Source organism: Psychroserpens sp. S379A, from assembly GCF_049800755.1.
GTDB lineage: Bacteria > Bacteroidota > Bacteroidia > Flavobacteriales > Flavobacteriaceae > Psychroserpens.
On sequence record NZ_JBNAFQ010000002.1, the window covers coordinates 866470 to 885140 of the forward strand.

Here is an 18671-nt window from a genome sequence, read left to right on the forward strand (position 1 = left end):
ATGATGAATAAAAAAGACAATTTAAAACGCGTAATTGTCGACTTTAAAAAGTTGACACCAGAAATCTTGGCTATGTTGGTCGAAAAGTATCCTTATGGCTATGATGATGATCATATCATTTCATTTAAGAATATTAATAATGAAATTGTTGAAGCGGTCGAAGTGACTACTCATGACACTAAGTACCTTGTAAAAGTAAGTACTAAGCTTGAAGTAACTATGGAAAATTATGATGAAGATGACTATGAAGATTTTGATAATGATGATCCTAATGCTGTTCAAGATCCAGATTTGGAATCAGACAAGATGTCTGACGATGACTAATGTATAAGGTTCTTGCCTATCAGGTTGCTAACGCTATTAATGTTAAAGAAGCGAAGCAAAGCTTAAGCTATACACTCTTATTTCAAGATAGTGATGAGCTGTTTTATGAGTACGATACTCATAAATATGTTTACATATTTCAATATGGAATGGTGAGTGTCTTCAATCTAACTTCTGAAGAAATCTATCAGATTTTAATTAAGATTAGACCATTTTGTAAGGATTACATTGCTGAAAAATTATCAGAAGAAGTTAATGTGAGTATTGAAGATACTGTTAAAGTTGAATTTGATAAAATCATTTTACCTAAAGTTAATGCCGAAATGATTCGTTTAGTGATGTTAAATGCTTCACAATCTGTAGCACTAACACGTTATTCTGAAATTACTGAAGCGTTACTTGTTGAAACTAATGAGCACACAAAATATCTTGAGAGCAAGGGTAAATTAGATATTTCAGGATCTAAACTCAAACGCTTTATTGGTAAGACATTAAATATTAAGAATAAGATTTCTGAAAACTTATACATTTTTGATGCACCAGATATCGTTTGGGAAGACGAAACGTTAAACAAACTCAATTTAGGATTAAAACAAACTTTCGATCTCAAAGATCGCTATCGTTTTATTCATGATCGAATTGATATTATTAAAGAAAATTTAGAACTCTTTAAAGATATTATGGATCATAAAGAAAGCAGTAAATTAGAATGGATCATCATTATTCTCATTCTTGTTGAAGTTGTAGATATGTTTGTTCTAAAATTATTATAAATTCAACTAGATCTTTTTTGAAATTCACATCGTATAATTTCGTAAATTACTTACTGGTAATTAACTACTTATCTTAATTCATTAAATTATGGAAACTGTCTTTCACATGTCTTTACCTTGCATAAGTGTAAAGGAAACACGAAGCTTTTACACTGATATTGTCGGAGCTTCTATTGGTCGATCTTCTCAAACTTGGATCGATGTTAATTTATTTGGGCATCAACTAACATTTATTAAAGCTCAGAAATTTAATTTTAATAGTCCAAATTATGTTTTTGAAGGTAAAATATTACCATCATTTCATTTTGGAGTTATAGTTGATGAAAATACTTGGAAAACGATTTATCAGAAGCTTAAAGAAAAGCAATTACAGCTCGTTGACCAAAGTTCGTTTTTAAAAGATAAAGCTGGAGAGCATCAATCTTATTTTATTAAAGATCCTAACGACTATATGTTAGAATTTAAATGTTTTAAAGACAAAGACAATGTTTTTAAAGCCTAAGCCATTTTTTGTGTTAAACTTAAAATCTAAATAAACTGCAAGAAACGTATATACTATTCCTATTCCACATGTATATCATTAAATGATGTTACTAAAAGCACTCTCGGACTTGAGGTGGTAAACTTCCGAAGAAAAAAAACAATCATTTCAACATTAAATTTTTATTAAAATGAAAACAAAAACTGCAATTATAGTCAGCTTTTTAATGGTATGCTTCTTTTCTTTTACATCAATGAAAACTCTAAATTCTACTGAAACTTTTGTAGGGATTTACGATAGCAAAGAAGATTATGGCTACAATTTTATAGGAATCGATGAAGACGACGAAGAATATACAATGACTTTTCATGAGATTGATGCATCACTTTTAAAAACGTTCGATCTAAATTCTGAAAAGTTAATAGGAGAGAAGTTTATGGTGACTTACACGATAAGCATCGAAACCGAAACAGATGATGATGATTACGAACTAGATATTGAAACCTATACGATTACTGCACTTAAAAAATTGTAATATTGAGCTTTTTAATAAATCAAGCCAGCTTAGTAGAGCTGGCTTTTTTTATAAATGTTTCCCAAATAAATACTGCGTAGACAATACTGTATTCTAAAGCAATAATCCATAAATTTTCTGATTTATCTGCACTATTTAAGTTAATGTAAGCTAAGTAGCTTAGGATAATTACAAAACTCCAAACCAAAGGGAACTTGTAATTGGTAAATACACTTAATATTAATAAGGTTGCAACATACCAAGGATGTACTGTTGTACTTAAAAACAAATAGCATGTAAAAGCCAAAAGCATGTGTTTTATTAAAGCTTTTGTGTTGACTTGTATCTTGAATATAGCTAAGTAAATAATGTAGAGGAAGACTATTGCAGGAAGAATTTTTCCGATAATCGCAATTTCATTATAACCACTAAGCAGATATCCAATTTCTCTTGCTAAGTAATACGCACTAGCATTAAATTCGAAGTTATTAAACCAGAGTGCGACGGTTTTTGAATAGTTAGTTATAAATTCAGAATTGTAAAATGGAAGAAATAGTAAAAGGTTGATGATTCCAACAATACTGTAGAATGAAATTAATCTTTTGTAATCAATCGGGTTGTCACCTCGAGCGAAGTCGAGAGGTCTAAGAGATTTCTCGACTTCGCTCGAAATGACAGATGACTCTATTTGTGTAATAGACTTGTTATTTTGAACTCTTGTATTGAGCGTCGTCAAAGTATGTTTTAGAGCATTATTATTATTACTTTTTTTGAAATACCAAAATAACAATGGTAAGAATAGTAACGGAATTAATTTTACTGAAACAGATAAAGCAAAAATCACTGCTGCCCATTTCCATCGACCGGAATGTAATACATACAAACTCCAAACTAAAAAGAAAATCATCACAGCTTCAAAGTGAAGGTTTCCAGTAAGTTCAATAATAATAAAAGGGTTAAGCAAATACCAAAATATGTTTTTTTCAGACATATCTAGTTGTTTCAATAAGCGTTTTCCAAACACTAATGTTCCAAAATCTGCAGCAATTATTATGAGTCTTAATATAACAGCGGAACCTAAAATACTATGACTTGAAAACAATCCAGCAATAACAAAACACAATTGGTTTATTGGTGGATAATTACTAAAATGACTGCCATTGAGCTGTCCCATTCCAGCATATAATTCTTCCGATTGAGAAATAGGAAATTCTTGAGTTTGAACAAAAGCTTCAGGAGTGTATATATAAGGGTTAAAGCCTTCTAGAATCATGCGTCCATCCCAAATAAAACGATAGAAATCTTGTGACAGGTTTGGAATGGCTAAAATAAAAACAGCTCTAAACAAAAAGGCAACAATTGTTAACAACCGAATGTTATCTTCAGCATATTTTAAAAGTAAAATGAATAAGAGCCAAAGTGAGCTGTATAAAACGATGAGTTTCGTGTATTCTGTTCTAATTAAATCGTATGCAAAAAACCAATAGAGAGTAACGCTTACAAATGTGAGCAACAAAGGCACTTTATTAAGTTTCCAGAACTGCATTACATTTTTGAAGATAAAGACTTAAAAAATACGTAACCAAATCCTAAGAAGAGCATAAGATGAAAAGGAAATAAACCAAAATCACCACCTTGATCTCCTACTACAAATGCACTATATAATCCAAAAGCAAAGTAAAGCATTAAGAAGCCTTCAATAATGATATGAGGTGATAAACTCTTTTTTAAATACTTGTTGCCTTTCCATGAGTCTTTTAAGGTGTTGATATTAAATTTTGGTGTACGTACAAATTCACTTCGCTTTCCTATATGACCTTCTAAAACAGCAATTGAATTATGTAAAGAAAAGCCCATAGCTATTGAAAAGAATGTAAAAAACATTCCAATATAGCTGAAGAATTTTTTTAAACCACTACCATAAATATGTTTATACATAAACCAATAACAAACAAAGAAAATAACAGTGCTCATCACAAAGAAACTCATAAAATAAAAATAGATGCGTAAATGCTCATATTCATTTTTTATGTAAAGCATTGGTATACTTAAAATAGCAACAATAAACACATTTAAAAACATCGTACTGTTAAGTAAATGCAGTAAACCATGAATTTTAGTTTTTGTTGAAATATTTTTTGACTTAATAACGCGTTTAAGCATTTTTCTAAAGTTTTCTGCACCTCCTTTATTCCATCTAAATTGTTGAGATCGTGCAGCACTAATTACAACAGGCAATTCGGCAGGAGTTTCTACATCTTCAAGGTATTTAAATTTCCAGTTTTTTAGTTGTGCTCTGTAACTTAAATCTAGATCTTCTGTTAGTGTGTCACCTTCCCAATTACCAGCATCGATGATGCATGCTTTTCTCCAAACACCTGCAGTTCCGTTAAAATTAATAAAATGACCTTTACTATTTCGTCCAACTTGTTCAAGCGTAAAATGTGCATCTAAAGCAAACGCTTGAATTTTAGTAAGCAAAGAATAGTTGCGATTAATATGGCTCCATCGTGTTTGAACCACTCCAATATGTTCATCTTTAAAATAAGGAATTGTACGTTTTAACCAGTTCGGATTAGGTAAAAAATCGGCATCAAAAATGGCAATAAATTCGCCTTTAGCAATTTTTAAGCCTTCTTTTAAAGCACCTGCTTTAAACCCAATTCTATTGGTTCGGGTAATGTGTTTGATGTCTAAACCAGTAGACTGAAGCTTTTTAATACGTTTTTTTGTATCTGAAACACTCTCATCAGTTGAGTCGTCGAGCACTTGAATTTCTAGTTTGTCTTTTGGATACTCTATTAGAGCAATATTATCTAACAAGCGTTCCATGACGTACATTTCATTAAATACAGGTAATTGAATAGTAACTAAAGGAACTTCATTAGGATTAGACAAATCAAATGTGTCACAATTTTTGGTTGCTTTTTTTGAAGATAAGTAATTATAAAGCAAATTAAGTTGTGCTAATGCATACATAAAAATTAGTATGATAGCAATGGTGTAAATGACGATGATTATTGTTTCTAAAATCACTTTTTTATGCTGTATTTAAAAATCCAACCTAAGATTTTTACGCCTGCAAATATAGCACCTTTTACAGTGCCCGAAACTTTAGAAACACCAATTCTATTTCTATAGTTTACAGGAACTTCAGTATAAGTTAGCTTTTGTTTTAAAGCTTTTAATTGCATTTCTACTGTCCAACCATAGGTTTTGTCTTCCATGTTTAGTTGCAATAGTTTTTTGTATTTAATGGCTCTAAAAGGACCTAAATCTGTGAATTTTGCTCCAAAAAATAATCTCATCAAACTCGTTGCAAGCCAATTTCCAAAGATTTGAGGCGTTGTCATTGAGCCTAGTTCTCTTAATTGTTTCACTCTTGCACCAATAACAAAATCGATGTTGTTTTCAATAATGGGTTGAACAATTTTAGTCATTTCTTCAGGATAATCACTGTAGTCACCATCTAAAAACACAATGATATCTGGTTTTTTTGAAAGATTTGCAATGTAATCCATACCTTTTAAACAAGCATAGCCATAACCTTTTCTGGTTTCGGTAAGAACAGTTGCGCCAGCGTTTTGTGCGTTAGTTTCAGTTGTGTCTGAAGAATTATTATTAACTACAATAATTTCATTAACGAAACTTGGGATATCGTTTATAACATGTGCAATGGAATCTGCTTCATTATAAGCAGGAATGATGACTTTTATGATTGACATGTACTGTTTTTTTTGAAGCGACAAAAATACATTGTTTCCGTTTATTTCTTATTCACTAAATCCATCAAATCTACGTCGTTTCCTAATAAGATTTCCGTTGGATTAATGCGTCCTTGCATGCTGTCGTTTTCTAATTTAAGAACTCCTCTAGGGCAAACAGCAGAACAAATTCCGCAGCCAACGCAAGAAGAACGTACAATGTTTTCACCTTTTTGAGCATAAGCACGAACATCAATTCCCATTTCGCAATAGGTTGAACAGTTGCCGCAAGAAATGCATTGTCCACCATTAGTTGTAATTCTAAACTTAGAAAACATTCGTTGCTGAAATCCTAGTATTGCTGCCATAGGACAACCAAAACGACACCAAGAACGACTACCTAAAATGGGATAAAAACCAGTACCAATTACACCAGAAAAAATAGAACCTATATAAAAGCCATAAGCAGATCTTAAACTTCCAGCTTGAACATAAAATACGTCATTGGTTGTGCCTGTTAAATGCATAAAGATTAATAATAGTATCACAGTGAAAAATCCAATAGCTCCATATTTGGCATCTTTGCCTAATTCGTTTCTTTTAAAAAGCATAACTCCTATAAAGATTAAAGACAAGAATCCAATGACTAGACTAATGAAAACACCTCTCGTTAACCAAAAGCTATTATTATCATATCCTAAATAGGTGTATACCATAGCAGTTGTCATAACAACAGAAAAAACTAAAACAAGGTGTATTAACCAGCGTTCTAGTTTCCAAGCAGACATTTTTTTAGAAGATAAATGTCTAAAGGCATCACCAGCAGTTTCGGCTAAACCACCACAGCCGCAAACCCATGAGCAATACCAACGTTTCCCATACTTGTAAGTTAAAATTGGAGTAATAACGAATATGGATAAGATTCCGAAGAGAATAAGTGCTAAGCCAATATTTCCATTAGACAAAAATCCTTTTACAGACCATTCATCAAAAATATAATAGTTTAATGGCCAAATACTTTTTAGATCATAATAAGGCAAATCATTATTCATAACATACATAAACTCTGGTATTAAGAATGCAAATCCTAATTGAAAAAACATGACCGAAATAGTCCTTATTTGTTGGTAGCGATTATGTCTGTATTTTAAAATAAACTTATATCCAAAAGCTAAAATTGCAATTGTATAAAGGGTTCCGTAAACAAACCATTGACTAGCATTTCGACCACTTAATAACTGACTCAATGGATCAAATAAACTAATTAAACCTGTGTTTGCTGCTCCATCTACACCTAAACCTAAATATTCTGGAAAGAAATAAAGAACAATGTAAAATCCTGTTAAAACAACACCAGTAGTCCATCCTAAAATACCACGAGAAGAAATAGATTTAAACCAAGTACCATCGTTTTTAATACCTTCTAATTTTGTTAAATAGGCTTCTCTAGAATAAATAATAGTACCGAGAGTTATCATTCCTAATGCTAACGATAAAAATAAACCTTGATTTGGAAAGTTGGTGTTAAACAATGCTAATGCAAGTATTAGTAGACCTACAATTCCTACTGCTAATGCTACTTTTTGTTTGGTTGTAATGTCTAGGGCATCAGGTTTAGCTAAAGACATGCTATGATTTAATTTATGACTCATTTGTTTTTATTTTGAGCACTAAGATGTCACACTGAGTATGTTGAAGTGTTCACGAAGTGCATTTAATTGTGGCTTTATTTTTTAGCCATCAACCTCTTTTTATTTGTTAAACAGTTTGTAATTGGTTGTTGTAAGCTGATCGTATTTCAGTTTCATGATGATTATAGAATTCTGGGTCAAAATTAGCTTCAGAAAGATGACTCATAACATAATCAACATCTCTTTTTTCAGTCAGCCATTTGTCAAAAGTTTCATGACGCATTCGAATCCCGAAAGTATTAATCCCTAAAAATTCATTGGTGTTTTTATTAAAAGCTACAGTAATGCATTTGGTGTCGTCGTCATGTTTCCAATGGAAATGTGCTTCATAATCGGGTTTCCCTTTTTTACCATGAACCCAACCATAGGTTTGGTATTCAATATCGAAAAACTTAGCAGAATTGAACCAATGACCAGGATTGTATGGTATGCGATTTCCGCAGATGGTTTGCGCTAAAGTTTCTCCCATCATCCGTCCTGTATACCAAACGGCTTCAATTGGTCTACGATTTCCAATAGCTTCATGTTGTTCGGCACAATCACCAATAGCGTACACATCAGCAATATTGGTTTCTAAGTAACGATTAACTTTTACACCTCTTCCAGTTTCAATTTTTGAGGATTTTATAAATTCTATGTTTGGAGATACGCCAGCAGTTAAGCCCACGACATCACAAGGAATTTCTTCTCCTGTTTCTTCAATAATTACAGATTTTACATTTCCGTTTTTATCAGATTTAATTGCTTTCAGATTAGTCGACAATCTCAAATCGATATGATGGTTTTTGATATGCCTGTTAATCATTTCACTTTCACCTTCAGGTAAAACACCATTCCAAAAACTAGATTCACGAACTAAGAAGGTTACTGGAATATGTCGAGAACTCAACATTTCTGCAAGTTCAATTCCAATCAATCCACCACCAACAATAACAGCTTTTTTACAAACTTTGTTGTTTGGCGCATACTTTTCAAGGGTTTCTAAATCTTGTTTGTGATATAATCCCATTACACCATTTAAATCTTGTCCTGGCCAACCAAATTTATTAGGTTTACTTCCTGTTGCAATAACAAGTTTGTCGTAATTGAGAGACGATTTGTTAGCGAGTTTTAGAGATTTGTTATCAGTATCTATAGCTTCAACATAAGCGTTGAGCAATTCAATTCGATTCTTTTTCCAAAACCAATTTTCATAAGGCTGTGTGTGTTCAAATTTCATATGTCCCATGTAAATATACATGAGTGCAGTTCGAGAGAAGAAGTATTCAGATTCTGCTGAAATAATCGTAATTTTTTTATCTGAAAGTTTTCTTATATGTCTTGCTAAAGTAACTCCAGAAATTCCGTTTCCAATAATAACGATATGCTCCATAGATTTTGATTAGTTGCATCTTTTGTCGAAGGTTTTGTTAAAACCTTAAACGCTTTATGCTTTTTGTTTAAATTTAAAGATTAAATTTTAGGTATGAGAATAATTTTTAAGTTCTGCATTTTATTTTTTACAGTAATCTCTTGTGCTGTTCCTAAAGAAAAAATAAATGGACTCAGTTTTGTAGCTTCACCAGAAGTCATTAATGATTCTCATGTAAAACCAGTGATTGATGTTGGTGCTAACTATACAGCAATCATGCCTTTTGGCTTTATGAGGAGTTTAACTCATTCAGAAATAATTCATAATACCAACAAACAATGGTTTGGTGAAACTCGAGCTGGAGCCAAGCAATACATTGAAACCTTAAAGAAGTCTAATATCAAAATCATGATTAAACCTCAAATTTGGGTTTGGCATGGAGAGTTTACTGGTCATATAGAAATGCTTAATGAAGCCGATTGGCAAAACTTTGAAAATTCGTATTCTAGCTTTATTTTAGAATATGCTGCATTAGCTAATGAAACTAATGCTGAATTGTTTTGTATTGGTACAGAATTAGAAAGTTTTGTAAACCAACGTCCTGAGTATTGGCATCAACTCATTATAGAGATTCGTAAGATTTATAAAGGTCAATTGACCTATGCTGCTAATTGGGATGAATTTAAACGAACACCTTTTTGGAGCCAATTAGATTACATTGGAGTTGATGCGTATTTTCCTGTGAGTGATAAACGAACACCAACTGTTCAAGAATGTGTTGCTGGTTGGCAAAAGCATAAAGCGCTTATCAAATCAGTATCAGAAGCGCATGGTAAACCTGTTCTTTTTACTGAGTATGGTTATAGAAGTATGGATTTTACTGGTAAAGCACCTTGGAATAGTGACCATACCAATACAAGTTTGAATTTAGAAGGGCAAGTCAATGCAACTCAAGCGCTTTATGAAGCGTTTTGGAATGAAGATTGGTTTGCTGGAGGTTTTGTTTGGAAATGGTTTCATAATTACGAACAGAGTGGAGGAGAAAAAGACAATCAGTTTACACCACAAAATAAACCTGTAGAAATGGTAATTAAATCGTTTTATAAATCGGAATAATTACAGTTAATTATAAATAGATAAAAAATGCGAACACTAGTAATAGGAGATATACATGGAGGTTTAAAAGGCCTCATTCAACTTTTTGAAAGAGCAAAAATCACTCATGATGATATCCTTGTTTTTGTTGGAGATTATGTAGATGGTTGGAGCGAATCTGCGCAAGTTATTCAGTATTTAATAGCCATCTCTAAAACCAATGAGTGTGTTTTTATAAAAGGGAATCACGATGTATGGTGTGAAGATTGGCTTAGAACTGGTGCAACAGAACCTGTTTGGTTAGCTCATGGAGGACAAGAAACGGTTCAAAGTTATGCGTCATTTACAGAAGAAGAAAAAAAGCAGCATTTGTATTTTTTTAGCGATATGAGTTTGTATCATATTGATGAGGCTAATAGATTATTTGTTCATGCTGGTTTTACTGCTAAAGAAGGCATAGAAAAAGAATACAATTTTCGGAATTTTTATTACGATCGTACCTTGTGGAATATGGTAGTACACATGAAAGCTAAAGTTGCCGAAAACTCAGATTTATATCCAAAACAACTGAAGCATTACAAAGAGATTTATATTGGTCATACACCAACAATTAATTTTTATGAAGATAAACCTATGCAAGCGCTTAATGTTTGGAACGTAGATACTGGAGCTGCATTTACAGGGAAATTATCTGCAATAGATGTTGATACAAAAGAAGTTTTTCAGAGTGATATGTTAACAGATTTATATCCTAATGAACTAGGAAGAAATAAAAGTTAACTAATGTGTTTTTTGTAGTAAGCATATAGGTCTTCGGCTGAAGCACCAAACCATTTTTTTACATAAATCGTCCAAAAGTGATATTGTAGTTTCCAAATGCCATGTTTTTTGTAGAGTCTTGCTGAAGTTTTAATCTTCTTATTAATAACTGTAAATTGTTTTCTAGCGTATAACTCGTTAATTAAAATGTTGTCTTCATAGATAATGTAGGTTTCATCATAACCACCAATATCTTCAAAAAGCTGTTTGGTTATAAACTGACTTTGGTCACCTCCTCTACATGCTCGCCATGAAAATTGGGTAAGCCAACTCGCAAGTCTAAGCCACCAATGATTACTGTCAAATTGCATTCTGAAACAACCTGCTAAGTTCCCATTTTCAACTTCATAAACAATATGTTGGTCAAAATGTTTTGGTGGAAACGAATCGGCATGCAGAAAGTATAAAATATCACCTTTAGCATTTTGTGCTCCAAGATTCATTTGTTTTGCTCTGCCTTTTTTTGAAGAAATGAGTTTAACGTTAGTTCGAGTAACATTCTTTTTAGAGAATTTTGTATCGAGAACTTTAGTTGTTTCTTGATGCGGTTCTTTGTTTTGTTCAGAATCACTCGAAGCAGCAAAATCACGAACAATTTCTTTTGTGTTATCCATACTTCCACCATCAACAACTATAATTTCAGTAATGTTTTTAGAGGTTGAATTTTCAATAAGGTAATTTAGTAGCAGACCAATAATTTCAGCTTCATTAAGCGTGGGAATAATAATAGAGATTTGCTGCTTCATAAAGTGTCATTGCGAAGCTTTTGTGAAAAAAGCTATGGCAATCTAATTCAGGTTAGTTAAAAAGATGACTACGTCATTTCACCACTTGTAATGACATGTGTTATTCATTCAAATTCCAATTGTAATCTAGAAAATTTTTCTTAGTGCTTTTAGAAATTCTAATATCTGAATATTGATTTAAGAAATCAATTAAATTGCTGTTTTTTGTTTTGAAATCTTTGCTAAACCATTTAAAAATTTTTGAAAGTTCTATATGATTTTCCGAAATGTTGTTTTTTGATTTATCTGATAAAAATGCTTTCGTAACTTCTGTTAGTTGCATTTCTAATTCTGAAGCAGTAAAGGCAGTATTTTGTAATTTAGGACAAGATACTGAAGCACAGACTATAGCAAAATGGATTCGAGGTTCGTTCATCTTCCTAAGAATTTGATGTTCAATGTCATTTAAGTTGTACCATTTTTCACCAATTTTCCATAAACGTTGCTCCCAAGGATCTTTAATGTCTTTAATGCTTTGTAAAGGATAATTTCTAAGGATTAAATCTACTGTAAATGCATTGTAAGCATTAATCCAATATGCTAGTTTTTCATTTTTACTCCATGTGTCTTTTGGAACATGATTTTGAAGCTGTTCTATATATCTATAAAATTTTACTCTATTAGATGTGAATCCTTTATAGTTAACATTACCATTGCTCGAAACATGATTTTGTAAAAGCTGATTCCAAATGTGATGATTCATTTTTAGAGTTAGCTCTTTAGGTTGAGGTACATCCATTTCTACCATTTCAGGTTCAGTATCTTCAAATGTGTCTTCAGGCACTTCTTCTTTTTCTAGTTCTAAAACTTTAGTTTCAGTTTTTGTTTTGTCTTTGGTTTCGGTGTTTTCATCAACGTCAACAATAACTTCATCTTCAGTTTTAATTTGCTTCTTGGTGGTTGAGCTAGATGTTTCAGTTTTTGAAGCGGTTTCAGATTTAGAATTAGCCACTTTTTTTGTGCTTCCGCAGGATAATACGAAACAAACAGCCACTAAAAATAAAATAGGTTTAAGAGGCATTTATTTTTTGTTTAAAGGATATAACTCCTGATTTATAAAATCATTTGGGAAGTTTTCATCGCCTTCAAAACCTAATTCTATGTCTCGACCATTATGCGGAACATAATTTGTTTTAAAAAGGTAATCCCAAATACTTAGAGTTAGTCCGTAATTAACACCAAACCTAACATGCTTTGGAAGTTCTTTTGCATGATGCCAAATGTGCATTTTCGGATTATTGAATATGTATTTTAAAACACCATAATCCCAGCCTAAATTGGCATGATTTAAATGGCCTATCACTATGGCAATAAAGTAAACGATGGCCACATCTTGCGCATCAAATCCACCTATAATAGCAATTGGAATATAGAGTAGAGATTTGTAAACGACAGGTTCCATCCAGTGGTAACGTAAATGCGCAGCAAAGCCCATTTCTTTGACACTGTGATGTACTTTGTGAAAGCTCCATAATAAAGGCACGCGATGTAATAGTCGATGTGTGTTCCATTGCACAAAATCACTCACCAAGAAGAAAATGAGTAAGCCTAGCCACTTTGGTAAATCATCGACATCAAACAATTGAAAGCTAGAAATGGATAGACCAATTGTCCCTAAGATGTCATTTAAAATTTCGGCAGCAGTATTAGATAAGGCAATAAATACAATGAGATTCAGAATAAAAAAGTTGAAAAACATGTAAAAGGTGTCAAGCCAAAAGTCTTTTCTAAATAACGCTTGATTTTTTCGCCAAGGGAAAGCAATTTCTAACAGCCAAACTGCAATTGAAATAAGTATGAGTCCATAAAAATAATTCACCCAATTCGTTTGCATTAGAATTTCATTTTTAAGGTAATTCCAATAACCAGAATAGGAGTTTTGTATAATTTCTAAATACTTTTCCATAAATAGGTTTCACAAATGAGTGAGATAAATAAAATGGCGATTATCGCCTAACAACAGCCTCCACCATCATAGTGAAAGGTAGATTTACTTATAAAGATATCATCTCTTTGTAAATTAGCCAAAGCTTCAGCAGTTTTATCACAAATGGCTAAGGGCTGATTTTTTAATAGAACGTGTCCAGCATTATCATCAAAGTAGTCTGCTTCTCCATAATAAATGGCAGCCTTACCTGTAAAAATACAAGGTCCATCATTTGGCATAGGATCTTTAATAGCAGCGACTTCAATAGACTCAATATAAATTAATTCCTCAGTAGGATAATGCTTAGGATCTAAGATTCTGTAAGGTTTACGTGCTCTAATTTCAATAGTTCCAAAACCAGCATCAGTTAGCATTTTTACATATTCAGCAATAGGTAAGCTTCCGCTTAAACACAAAGCTCTTAGCCTGTCATCATTTCTTAGCTCATCATTCATGGGTTGTTCACAAGTGGGATCACTCATGACTAATCGACCATGAGGTTTTAACACGCGATACATTTCGGCAATTGCTTTTTTTAAATCATCGGCTTTAAAAATATTGAACAAGCAGTTTTGAGCAGCCACATCTATACTATTATCTTCGACAGGAAGTTGCATAGCATCACCTTTTTTAAGCTCTATAAATTCCGATTTAAACCAATCGTTTTGAGCTTCGGCTTCTTTGAAGTTTTTACGCGAAGCTTCTAGCATTTCGTCAAGGACATCGACGCCAATCACTCCACCTTTTTGTCGGTTGAAATATGAAAATTGAAGTAATTCCATTCCAACTCCAACACCAACATAAAGCATTTTTGGGTTATTGGTCAAATCACGTGCATGAACTGTGCTGCCACAACCATAGTTCATTTCTTGCATGATTCTCGGGATTTTTAATCCTGGTAATTCCCAAATCGGATTAGTTGTGCAACATAAGCCAACATCTGGTGTTAGTGCTGCTTCTTTGTATAAGGTGTTTGTTGCTTCTAAGTAACTCATGTTTTATTAGTATTTAGTAAAAAGTGTAAAGTATGAAGTGTAAAGTGTAAAGTGTAAAGTGATTCTTTACTTTACATTAAATACTTTTAATTAATTCTTTAAATAATACAATCATATTCGGCTCAGCTTTGCTTGCCATTGCAATGATTTCTGAAATATCGACAGGTTTTAAATTGTTTGGATCACATTCGTCTGTTAATACAGATATTGCAGCAGCTTTCATATTTAAATGATTAGCAACTATAATTTCTGGGACAGTACTCATACCAACAGCATCTGCACCAATTATTTTTAGCATTCTGTATTCTGCTCTAGTTTCAAGTTGAGGACCAACAACACTTGCATACACACCTTCGTGTAGTTTAATATTGTTTTTATCTGCAATGCTTTTAAACTTTGAGTTGATTTCTAAGTTGTAAGGTGCACTCATATCAGTAAAACGTTCACCCAAAGTTTCAACACCTTTAAAAGCCAACGGAGAACTGCCTTGAAGATTAATATGATCGTCAATTAGCATAAGTTCGCCTTTTTTAAAATTTAAGTTGATAGCTCCAGCAGCATTAGAAACTAAAAGTGTTTTTATGCCTAATTTTTCCATAATTCTAACAGGAAATGTAACATCTTGTAGCGAATAACCTTCATATAGATGAAAGCGACCTTGCATAACAACGACTTTCTTGCCAGATAGGAGTCCGTAAATTAATTTTCCTTTATGAAACTCGACTGTAGCTGTTGGAAAGTTAGGAATGTGATTATAACTCACTTCACTGATAATATCAATGTGATTTGTGAGTTGCCCTAGACCTGTTCCTAAAATGACTCCAATTTCGGGATTTTCAAACCCTTTATCAACTAAGTAATTGGCAGTTTCTGAAATAAATTTAATCATGTAATTGTTTAGTTTTTTCTTGTAATTCTACATTGTTTTTATAAAAATCTGAAGCTATTAAATCTTCATAAGTATCGATGTCGTTAAGCATATCTAAAATACTAACAGAAAGATTAAGTTGATCTAGCTCGTGTAAGGTTTTTTCTAGTAAGTTTGATTGACTCCAAGGTTTGTTTTCAAAAATTTGAGGATTCATTTTGCTCATACCAACAAGATAATAACCACCATCTTCTGCTGGACCGAAAACAACTTCAGAATGATTTAAGGCATTTAGACCATTTTGAATATGAGTTGCATTAATATCTGGTAAATCAGAACCAATTAAAACGATGCGTTCGAAGCCTTTTTTGAATCCATTTGTGAAAGCATTTTTCATGCGTTCGCCTAAATCACTTCCTTTTTGAACAGTTTTATAAGCAGTTTCCCATTTTGTGTCAATGACTTTATCTGAAAAATAAATATGCAAAGGAACGTCAAGCGCTTTAGTTGCTAATTCAGTAATGGTTACAAGTTCTTTATAAACTTCAAATGCAGCCTGATTGCCAATAGTTTTTGCAAGTCTGGTTTTTACTTTGCCTAATTTGATGTTCTTGACAAAAACAATAACTAAATCTTTACTCATATACTTTAATTCCTTTTTTTAGCCATTTACTCCATTTTTTAGAATATACATGGACGCTATCAGTTTCTTTTTGCTGAAGGTTGTATACTTTGAAATTATTATTCTTCCACTCAAAAATTCCGCCGAATAAGTTTTCGACATTTGTATAACCTACGTCAATTAATTTTTGTGCAATGGTTTCAGAGCGAATACCAAGTGAGCAATACACAATAATGTTTTGGTTTTTATTTGGAACTTGTTTTTCAACTTGTTCTAAATTGAAATCTTTATACCCAATATGTATGGCATTTTTAAGATGACTTACATTGTATTCTTCTAATTCTCTAGCATCGAGAAATATAATTTCTGAAGACGTTACTTGTATGTCTTCAACCCAAGTATAAGAAACCTCTTCAGTATTATATTTTTTAAGTAATTCTGAAAGTGTTTCTTGAGAATTTCCTATGACTGAAAACAAGAGTGCCATGTAAAAAAATAATGTTTTCATATTATGCTACAGTACCTTGACAGCTGCTTCCTGCACCAGCTGTGCATCCGAAGCAATGTTGAGAAATGACAATGTTTCGACCTTCTAATAAGGTTTCATTAAACTCTGAAATATGTTTTATTTTATTGTTTACAGGCAGTTCTAGCATTTGATTAAAATCACAGTCGTAAAGATAGCCATCCCAACTTACCGATAAGGTATTTGTACACATAACGTTTGACACTGCAGCTGGATTATAAGCTTCAACCAATTGATACATGTAATCTTCATAATTTTCAGACGCAATCAAGTAATCTAAAAAACGAGAAATAGGAAGGTTTGTAATGGCAAACAGATTATGGAACTGAACTCCAAACTCTTCAATTAAAGCCTTTTTAAAATCTTTTTCCATTGCCATTTGATCTCCAGGTAAAAAAGCGCCTGAAGGATTATAAACCAAATCTAATTTGAGCTTACTATTTGGCATGCCATAACCAACAGCGTTTAATTCTTGTAAAGCTTTGATAGATTTATTAAACACACCATCACCTCGTTGCTTATCTGTTTTTCCTTTGGTCCAATGTGGCATTGAACTTACCACATGAACATTATATTTTTTAAAAAACTCTGGTAAGTCATTGTATTTTTTATTAGCTCTTATAATGGTTAGGTTAGAGCGTACAATAAAATCTTTGATGCCAATTTTTGAAGCTTCCTCGACAAACCATCTAAAATTTGGGTTCATTTCTGGAGCTCCTCCAGTTAAATCTAAAGTATGTGCACCAGAAGTTTTAATCACATTTAAACATTGTTGCATGGTTTCTTTGGTCATGATTTCTTTTCGGTCAGGACCTGCATCAACATGACAATGTGTGCAAACTTGATTGCACATATAACCAACATTAATTTGTAAAATTTCTAGTGTTTTAGCTTTTAATGGAAACTGACTGGTTTCGGCTATTTTAGCTTTAAAGGTTGGTAAGGTTCCATTTTGAAAAATACCATTTGACAAAATTTCTAATTGCCTATTGCTATGTGCTAAATCGCTTCCTTTTTTATGTAAAGATTGGGTTTTTAATTTTGTCATATTTGTTTTAAGACTTAGGTTTCTATTTGTTGTGATTTGCGTTAAGGATTGAGGCTTTGTTGAAGCTCCTCAAAGAGAGCGACTGCCGAAAGCCTGACCTTTAGGTAACGCCAAAATATTAACCATCTAATTTGTTAATCTTATTCATCATTTGAACACCATGAACTAAAGTCGCTCCACTTTTAATTGCGGCACCAACATGAATGGCTTCCATCATTTCTTCTTTAGTAATGCCACGTTGAAGTCCGTCTTGAGAGTAAGCGTCAATGCAATAAGGGCATTGTTCGGTATGTGCTACAGCTAATGCAATTAAAGATTTTTCACGAGCTGTAAGTGCGCCTTCTTCAAATACTTTTCCGTAGTATTCAAAAAATTTTTGACCTAATTCTTCACTCCATTCAGTGATTTTTCCAAATTTTTTAAGATCGGAAGGGTTATAATATGTTTTTTGCATGAGATTATTTAATAGTTATACGGACTAAAATATGAAATATCTCTGCTTTGGTCGAGAACCTTAGGTAAGAATTACATAAAATTTAAGAATTGAGTATATAAAATGGTTTAATAATCAATTTTGTCTTCTTTTTTTGTCCATTCTTGAAATGGCTTTAAAGCAATATCTCGAGCTAATTGCTCAAAAGAAATACTTCTTTTAGAATAAGGAAGCGGAATTTCTTTATAGATAAACTCATCATCAAAGCCAATATTAGCAGCATCTACAGCTTCTTTCATAAATTTATCTTTTGCATATAATTTAACGCAATTATTTAAAAAGTATAAGTTAATTCTTAAACCAAAAAACCCGATTCAATTAGAATCGGGCTTTTAGTGGTGGTGCCTCCAGAAGCTAAACATTTTGCGCATGTGTGTATCTGAATAGTCTTTTATGGTCATTTTGTTTATGATTAAAATTTAAAAGTAATCTTTTGTGCATAATAGTAAGCGTGTGTGTTCAAGCACGTATTTGGGAGCATTTTTATAAAAATAGTTATTTATAAATAGCTTAATGTTTAATAATCATTTTTTCTATCTAGAATTATTAATCTACTCCTGATTATTTGTATTTCATTGGTTTACAGATATGATTACGTTGGTCATTTTTGCAGCTTTATTAAAAAAACAACCTGTTTTATTGATTCTTTTTTATT

General features: G+C 32.3%; 21 protein-coding genes. 6 read left to right on the forward strand and 15 right to left on the reverse strand.

Annotation, left to right across the window (positions count from 1 at the left end):
- From ACP15M_RS08665 to ACP15M_RS08680, 4 genes are all read left to right on the forward strand, one after another.
- Positions 1 to 324: a hypothetical protein gene (locus ACP15M_RS08665; RefSeq protein WP_425076798.1), complete on the forward strand. Its 324-nt coding sequence runs from the start codon at positions 1 to 3 to the stop codon at positions 322 to 324.
- The gene (locus ACP15M_RS08670) at positions 324 to 1097 is read left to right on the forward strand and encodes an RMD1 family protein (RefSeq protein ID WP_425076799.1); all 774 of its coding nucleotides are present in this window, start codon (positions 324 to 326) and stop codon (positions 1095 to 1097) included. The genes ACP15M_RS08665 and ACP15M_RS08670 overlap by 1 nt, the downstream gene beginning before the upstream one ends.
- An 88-nt stretch (positions 1098 to 1185) precedes the next feature.
- Positions 1186 to 1599: a VOC family protein gene (locus ACP15M_RS08675; protein WP_425076800.1), complete on the forward strand. Its 414-nt coding sequence runs from the start codon at positions 1186 to 1188 to the stop codon at positions 1597 to 1599.
- A gap of 169 nt (positions 1600 to 1768) precedes the next feature.
- Positions 1769 to 2113, forward strand: coding sequence for a hypothetical protein (locus ACP15M_RS08680; RefSeq protein ID WP_425076801.1), 345 nt, complete (start codon positions 1769 to 1771; stop codon positions 2111 to 2113).
- Positions 2114 to 2132: 19 nt separating this feature from the next.
- Here the strand turns inward: ACP15M_RS08680 and ACP15M_RS08685 are convergent, their stop codons facing one another.
- The 5 genes from ACP15M_RS08685 to ACP15M_RS08705 all read right to left on the reverse strand — a co-directional run bounded on the left by ACP15M_RS08685 (position 2133) and on the right by ACP15M_RS08705 (position 8859).
- Positions 2133 to 3638, reverse strand: coding sequence for a mannosyltransferase (locus ACP15M_RS08685; RefSeq protein ID WP_425076802.1), 1506 nt, complete (start codon positions 3636 to 3638; stop codon positions 2133 to 2135).
- A complete protein-coding gene (locus tag ACP15M_RS08690) occupies positions 3638 to 5128 on the reverse strand; it encodes a cellulose synthase family protein (RefSeq protein ID WP_425076803.1) in 1491 nt (496 codons plus the stop codon). The genes ACP15M_RS08685 and ACP15M_RS08690 overlap by 1 nt, the downstream gene beginning before the upstream one ends.
- Positions 5125 to 5817 carry a glycosyltransferase family 2 protein gene (locus ACP15M_RS08695; RefSeq protein ID WP_425076804.1) on the reverse strand — a complete coding sequence of 231 codons (693 nt, stop codon included), beginning with the start codon at positions 5815 to 5817 and terminating at the stop codon, positions 5125 to 5127. Before ACP15M_RS08695 ends, ACP15M_RS08690 begins: the two co-directional genes overlap by 4 nt.
- 41 nt (positions 5818 to 5858) lie before the next feature.
- Positions 5859 to 7448, reverse strand: coding sequence for a 4Fe-4S binding protein (locus ACP15M_RS08700; protein WP_425076805.1), 1590 nt, complete (start codon positions 7446 to 7448; stop codon positions 5859 to 5861).
- A 106-nt stretch (positions 7449 to 7554) separates the two neighbouring features.
- Positions 7555 to 8859, reverse strand: a complete 1305-nt coding sequence (locus tag ACP15M_RS08705) for an NAD(P)/FAD-dependent oxidoreductase (protein ID WP_425076806.1) — start codon at positions 8857 to 8859, stop codon at positions 7555 to 7557.
- Between the two features lie 93 nt (positions 8860 to 8952).
- Here ACP15M_RS08705 and ACP15M_RS08710 point away from each other — a divergent pair, with 93 nt between their 5' ends.
- Together ACP15M_RS08710 and ACP15M_RS08715 are read left to right on the forward strand one after the other, a co-directional pair.
- Positions 8953 to 9954, forward strand: a complete 1002-nt coding sequence (locus ACP15M_RS08710) for a glycoside hydrolase family 113 (protein ID WP_425076807.1) — start codon at positions 8953 to 8955, stop codon at positions 9952 to 9954.
- A 27-nt stretch (positions 9955 to 9981) separates the two neighbouring features.
- Complete coding sequence (locus ACP15M_RS08715; protein WP_425076808.1) at positions 9982 to 10713, forward strand: metallophosphoesterase family protein; 732 nt, start codon at positions 9982 to 9984, stop codon at positions 10711 to 10713.
- Here ACP15M_RS08715 and ACP15M_RS08720 read toward each other — a convergent pair.
- The 10 genes from ACP15M_RS08720 to ACP15M_RS08765 form a co-directional block, all read right to left on the reverse strand.
- The gene (locus ACP15M_RS08720; protein WP_425076809.1) at positions 10710 to 11498 is read right to left on the reverse strand and encodes a TIGR04283 family arsenosugar biosynthesis glycosyltransferase; all 789 of its coding nucleotides are present in this window, start codon (positions 11496 to 11498) and stop codon (positions 10710 to 10712) included. The two genes, ACP15M_RS08715 and ACP15M_RS08720, sit on opposite strands and share 4 nt — an antisense overlap.
- A gap of 100 nt (positions 11499 to 11598) precedes the next feature.
- Positions 11599 to 12558, reverse strand: coding sequence for a DUF547 domain-containing protein (locus ACP15M_RS08725; RefSeq protein ID WP_425076810.1), 960 nt, complete (start codon positions 12556 to 12558; stop codon positions 11599 to 11601).
- The gene (locus ACP15M_RS08730) at positions 12559 to 13443 is read right to left on the reverse strand and encodes a sterol desaturase family protein (protein ID WP_425076811.1); all 885 of its coding nucleotides are present in this window, start codon (positions 13441 to 13443) and stop codon (positions 12559 to 12561) included.
- A 47-nt stretch (positions 13444 to 13490) separates the two neighbouring features.
- Positions 13491 to 14459 (reverse strand): arsenosugar biosynthesis arsenite methyltransferase ArsM, encoded by a 969-nt coding sequence (gene arsM / locus ACP15M_RS08735; protein WP_425076812.1) that lies wholly within the window; start codon positions 14457 to 14459, stop codon positions 13491 to 13493.
- 76 nt (positions 14460 to 14535) lie between these two features.
- Positions 14536 to 15348, reverse strand: coding sequence for a purine-nucleoside phosphorylase (locus ACP15M_RS08740; protein ID WP_425076813.1), 813 nt, complete (start codon positions 15346 to 15348; stop codon positions 14536 to 14538).
- Positions 15341 to 15970 (reverse strand): TIGR04282 family arsenosugar biosynthesis glycosyltransferase, encoded by a 630-nt coding sequence (locus tag ACP15M_RS08745; protein WP_425076814.1) that lies wholly within the window; start codon positions 15968 to 15970, stop codon positions 15341 to 15343. The genes ACP15M_RS08740 and ACP15M_RS08745 overlap by 8 nt, the downstream gene beginning before the upstream one ends.
- Entirely contained in the window at positions 15963 to 16457 is a 495-nt protein-coding gene (locus ACP15M_RS08750) for a rhodanese-like domain-containing protein (protein WP_425076815.1), read from the reverse strand. Before ACP15M_RS08750 ends, ACP15M_RS08745 begins: the two co-directional genes overlap by 8 nt.
- A 1-nt stretch (position 16458) precedes the next feature.
- Positions 16459 to 17523, reverse strand: coding sequence for an arsenosugar biosynthesis radical SAM (seleno)protein ArsS (gene arsS, locus ACP15M_RS08755; RefSeq protein ID WP_425076816.1), 1065 nt, complete (start codon positions 17521 to 17523; stop codon positions 16459 to 16461).
- 118 nt (positions 17524 to 17641) lie between these two features.
- Positions 17642 to 17977, reverse strand: coding sequence for an arsenosugar biosynthesis-associated peroxidase-like protein (locus ACP15M_RS08760; RefSeq protein WP_425076817.1), 336 nt, complete (start codon positions 17975 to 17977; stop codon positions 17642 to 17644).
- Between the two features lie 107 nt (positions 17978 to 18084).
- Positions 18085 to 18255: a hypothetical protein gene (locus ACP15M_RS08765; protein ID WP_425076818.1), complete on the reverse strand. Its 171-nt coding sequence runs from the start codon at positions 18253 to 18255 to the stop codon at positions 18085 to 18087.
- Positions 18256 to 18671 lie beyond the last annotated feature (416 nt).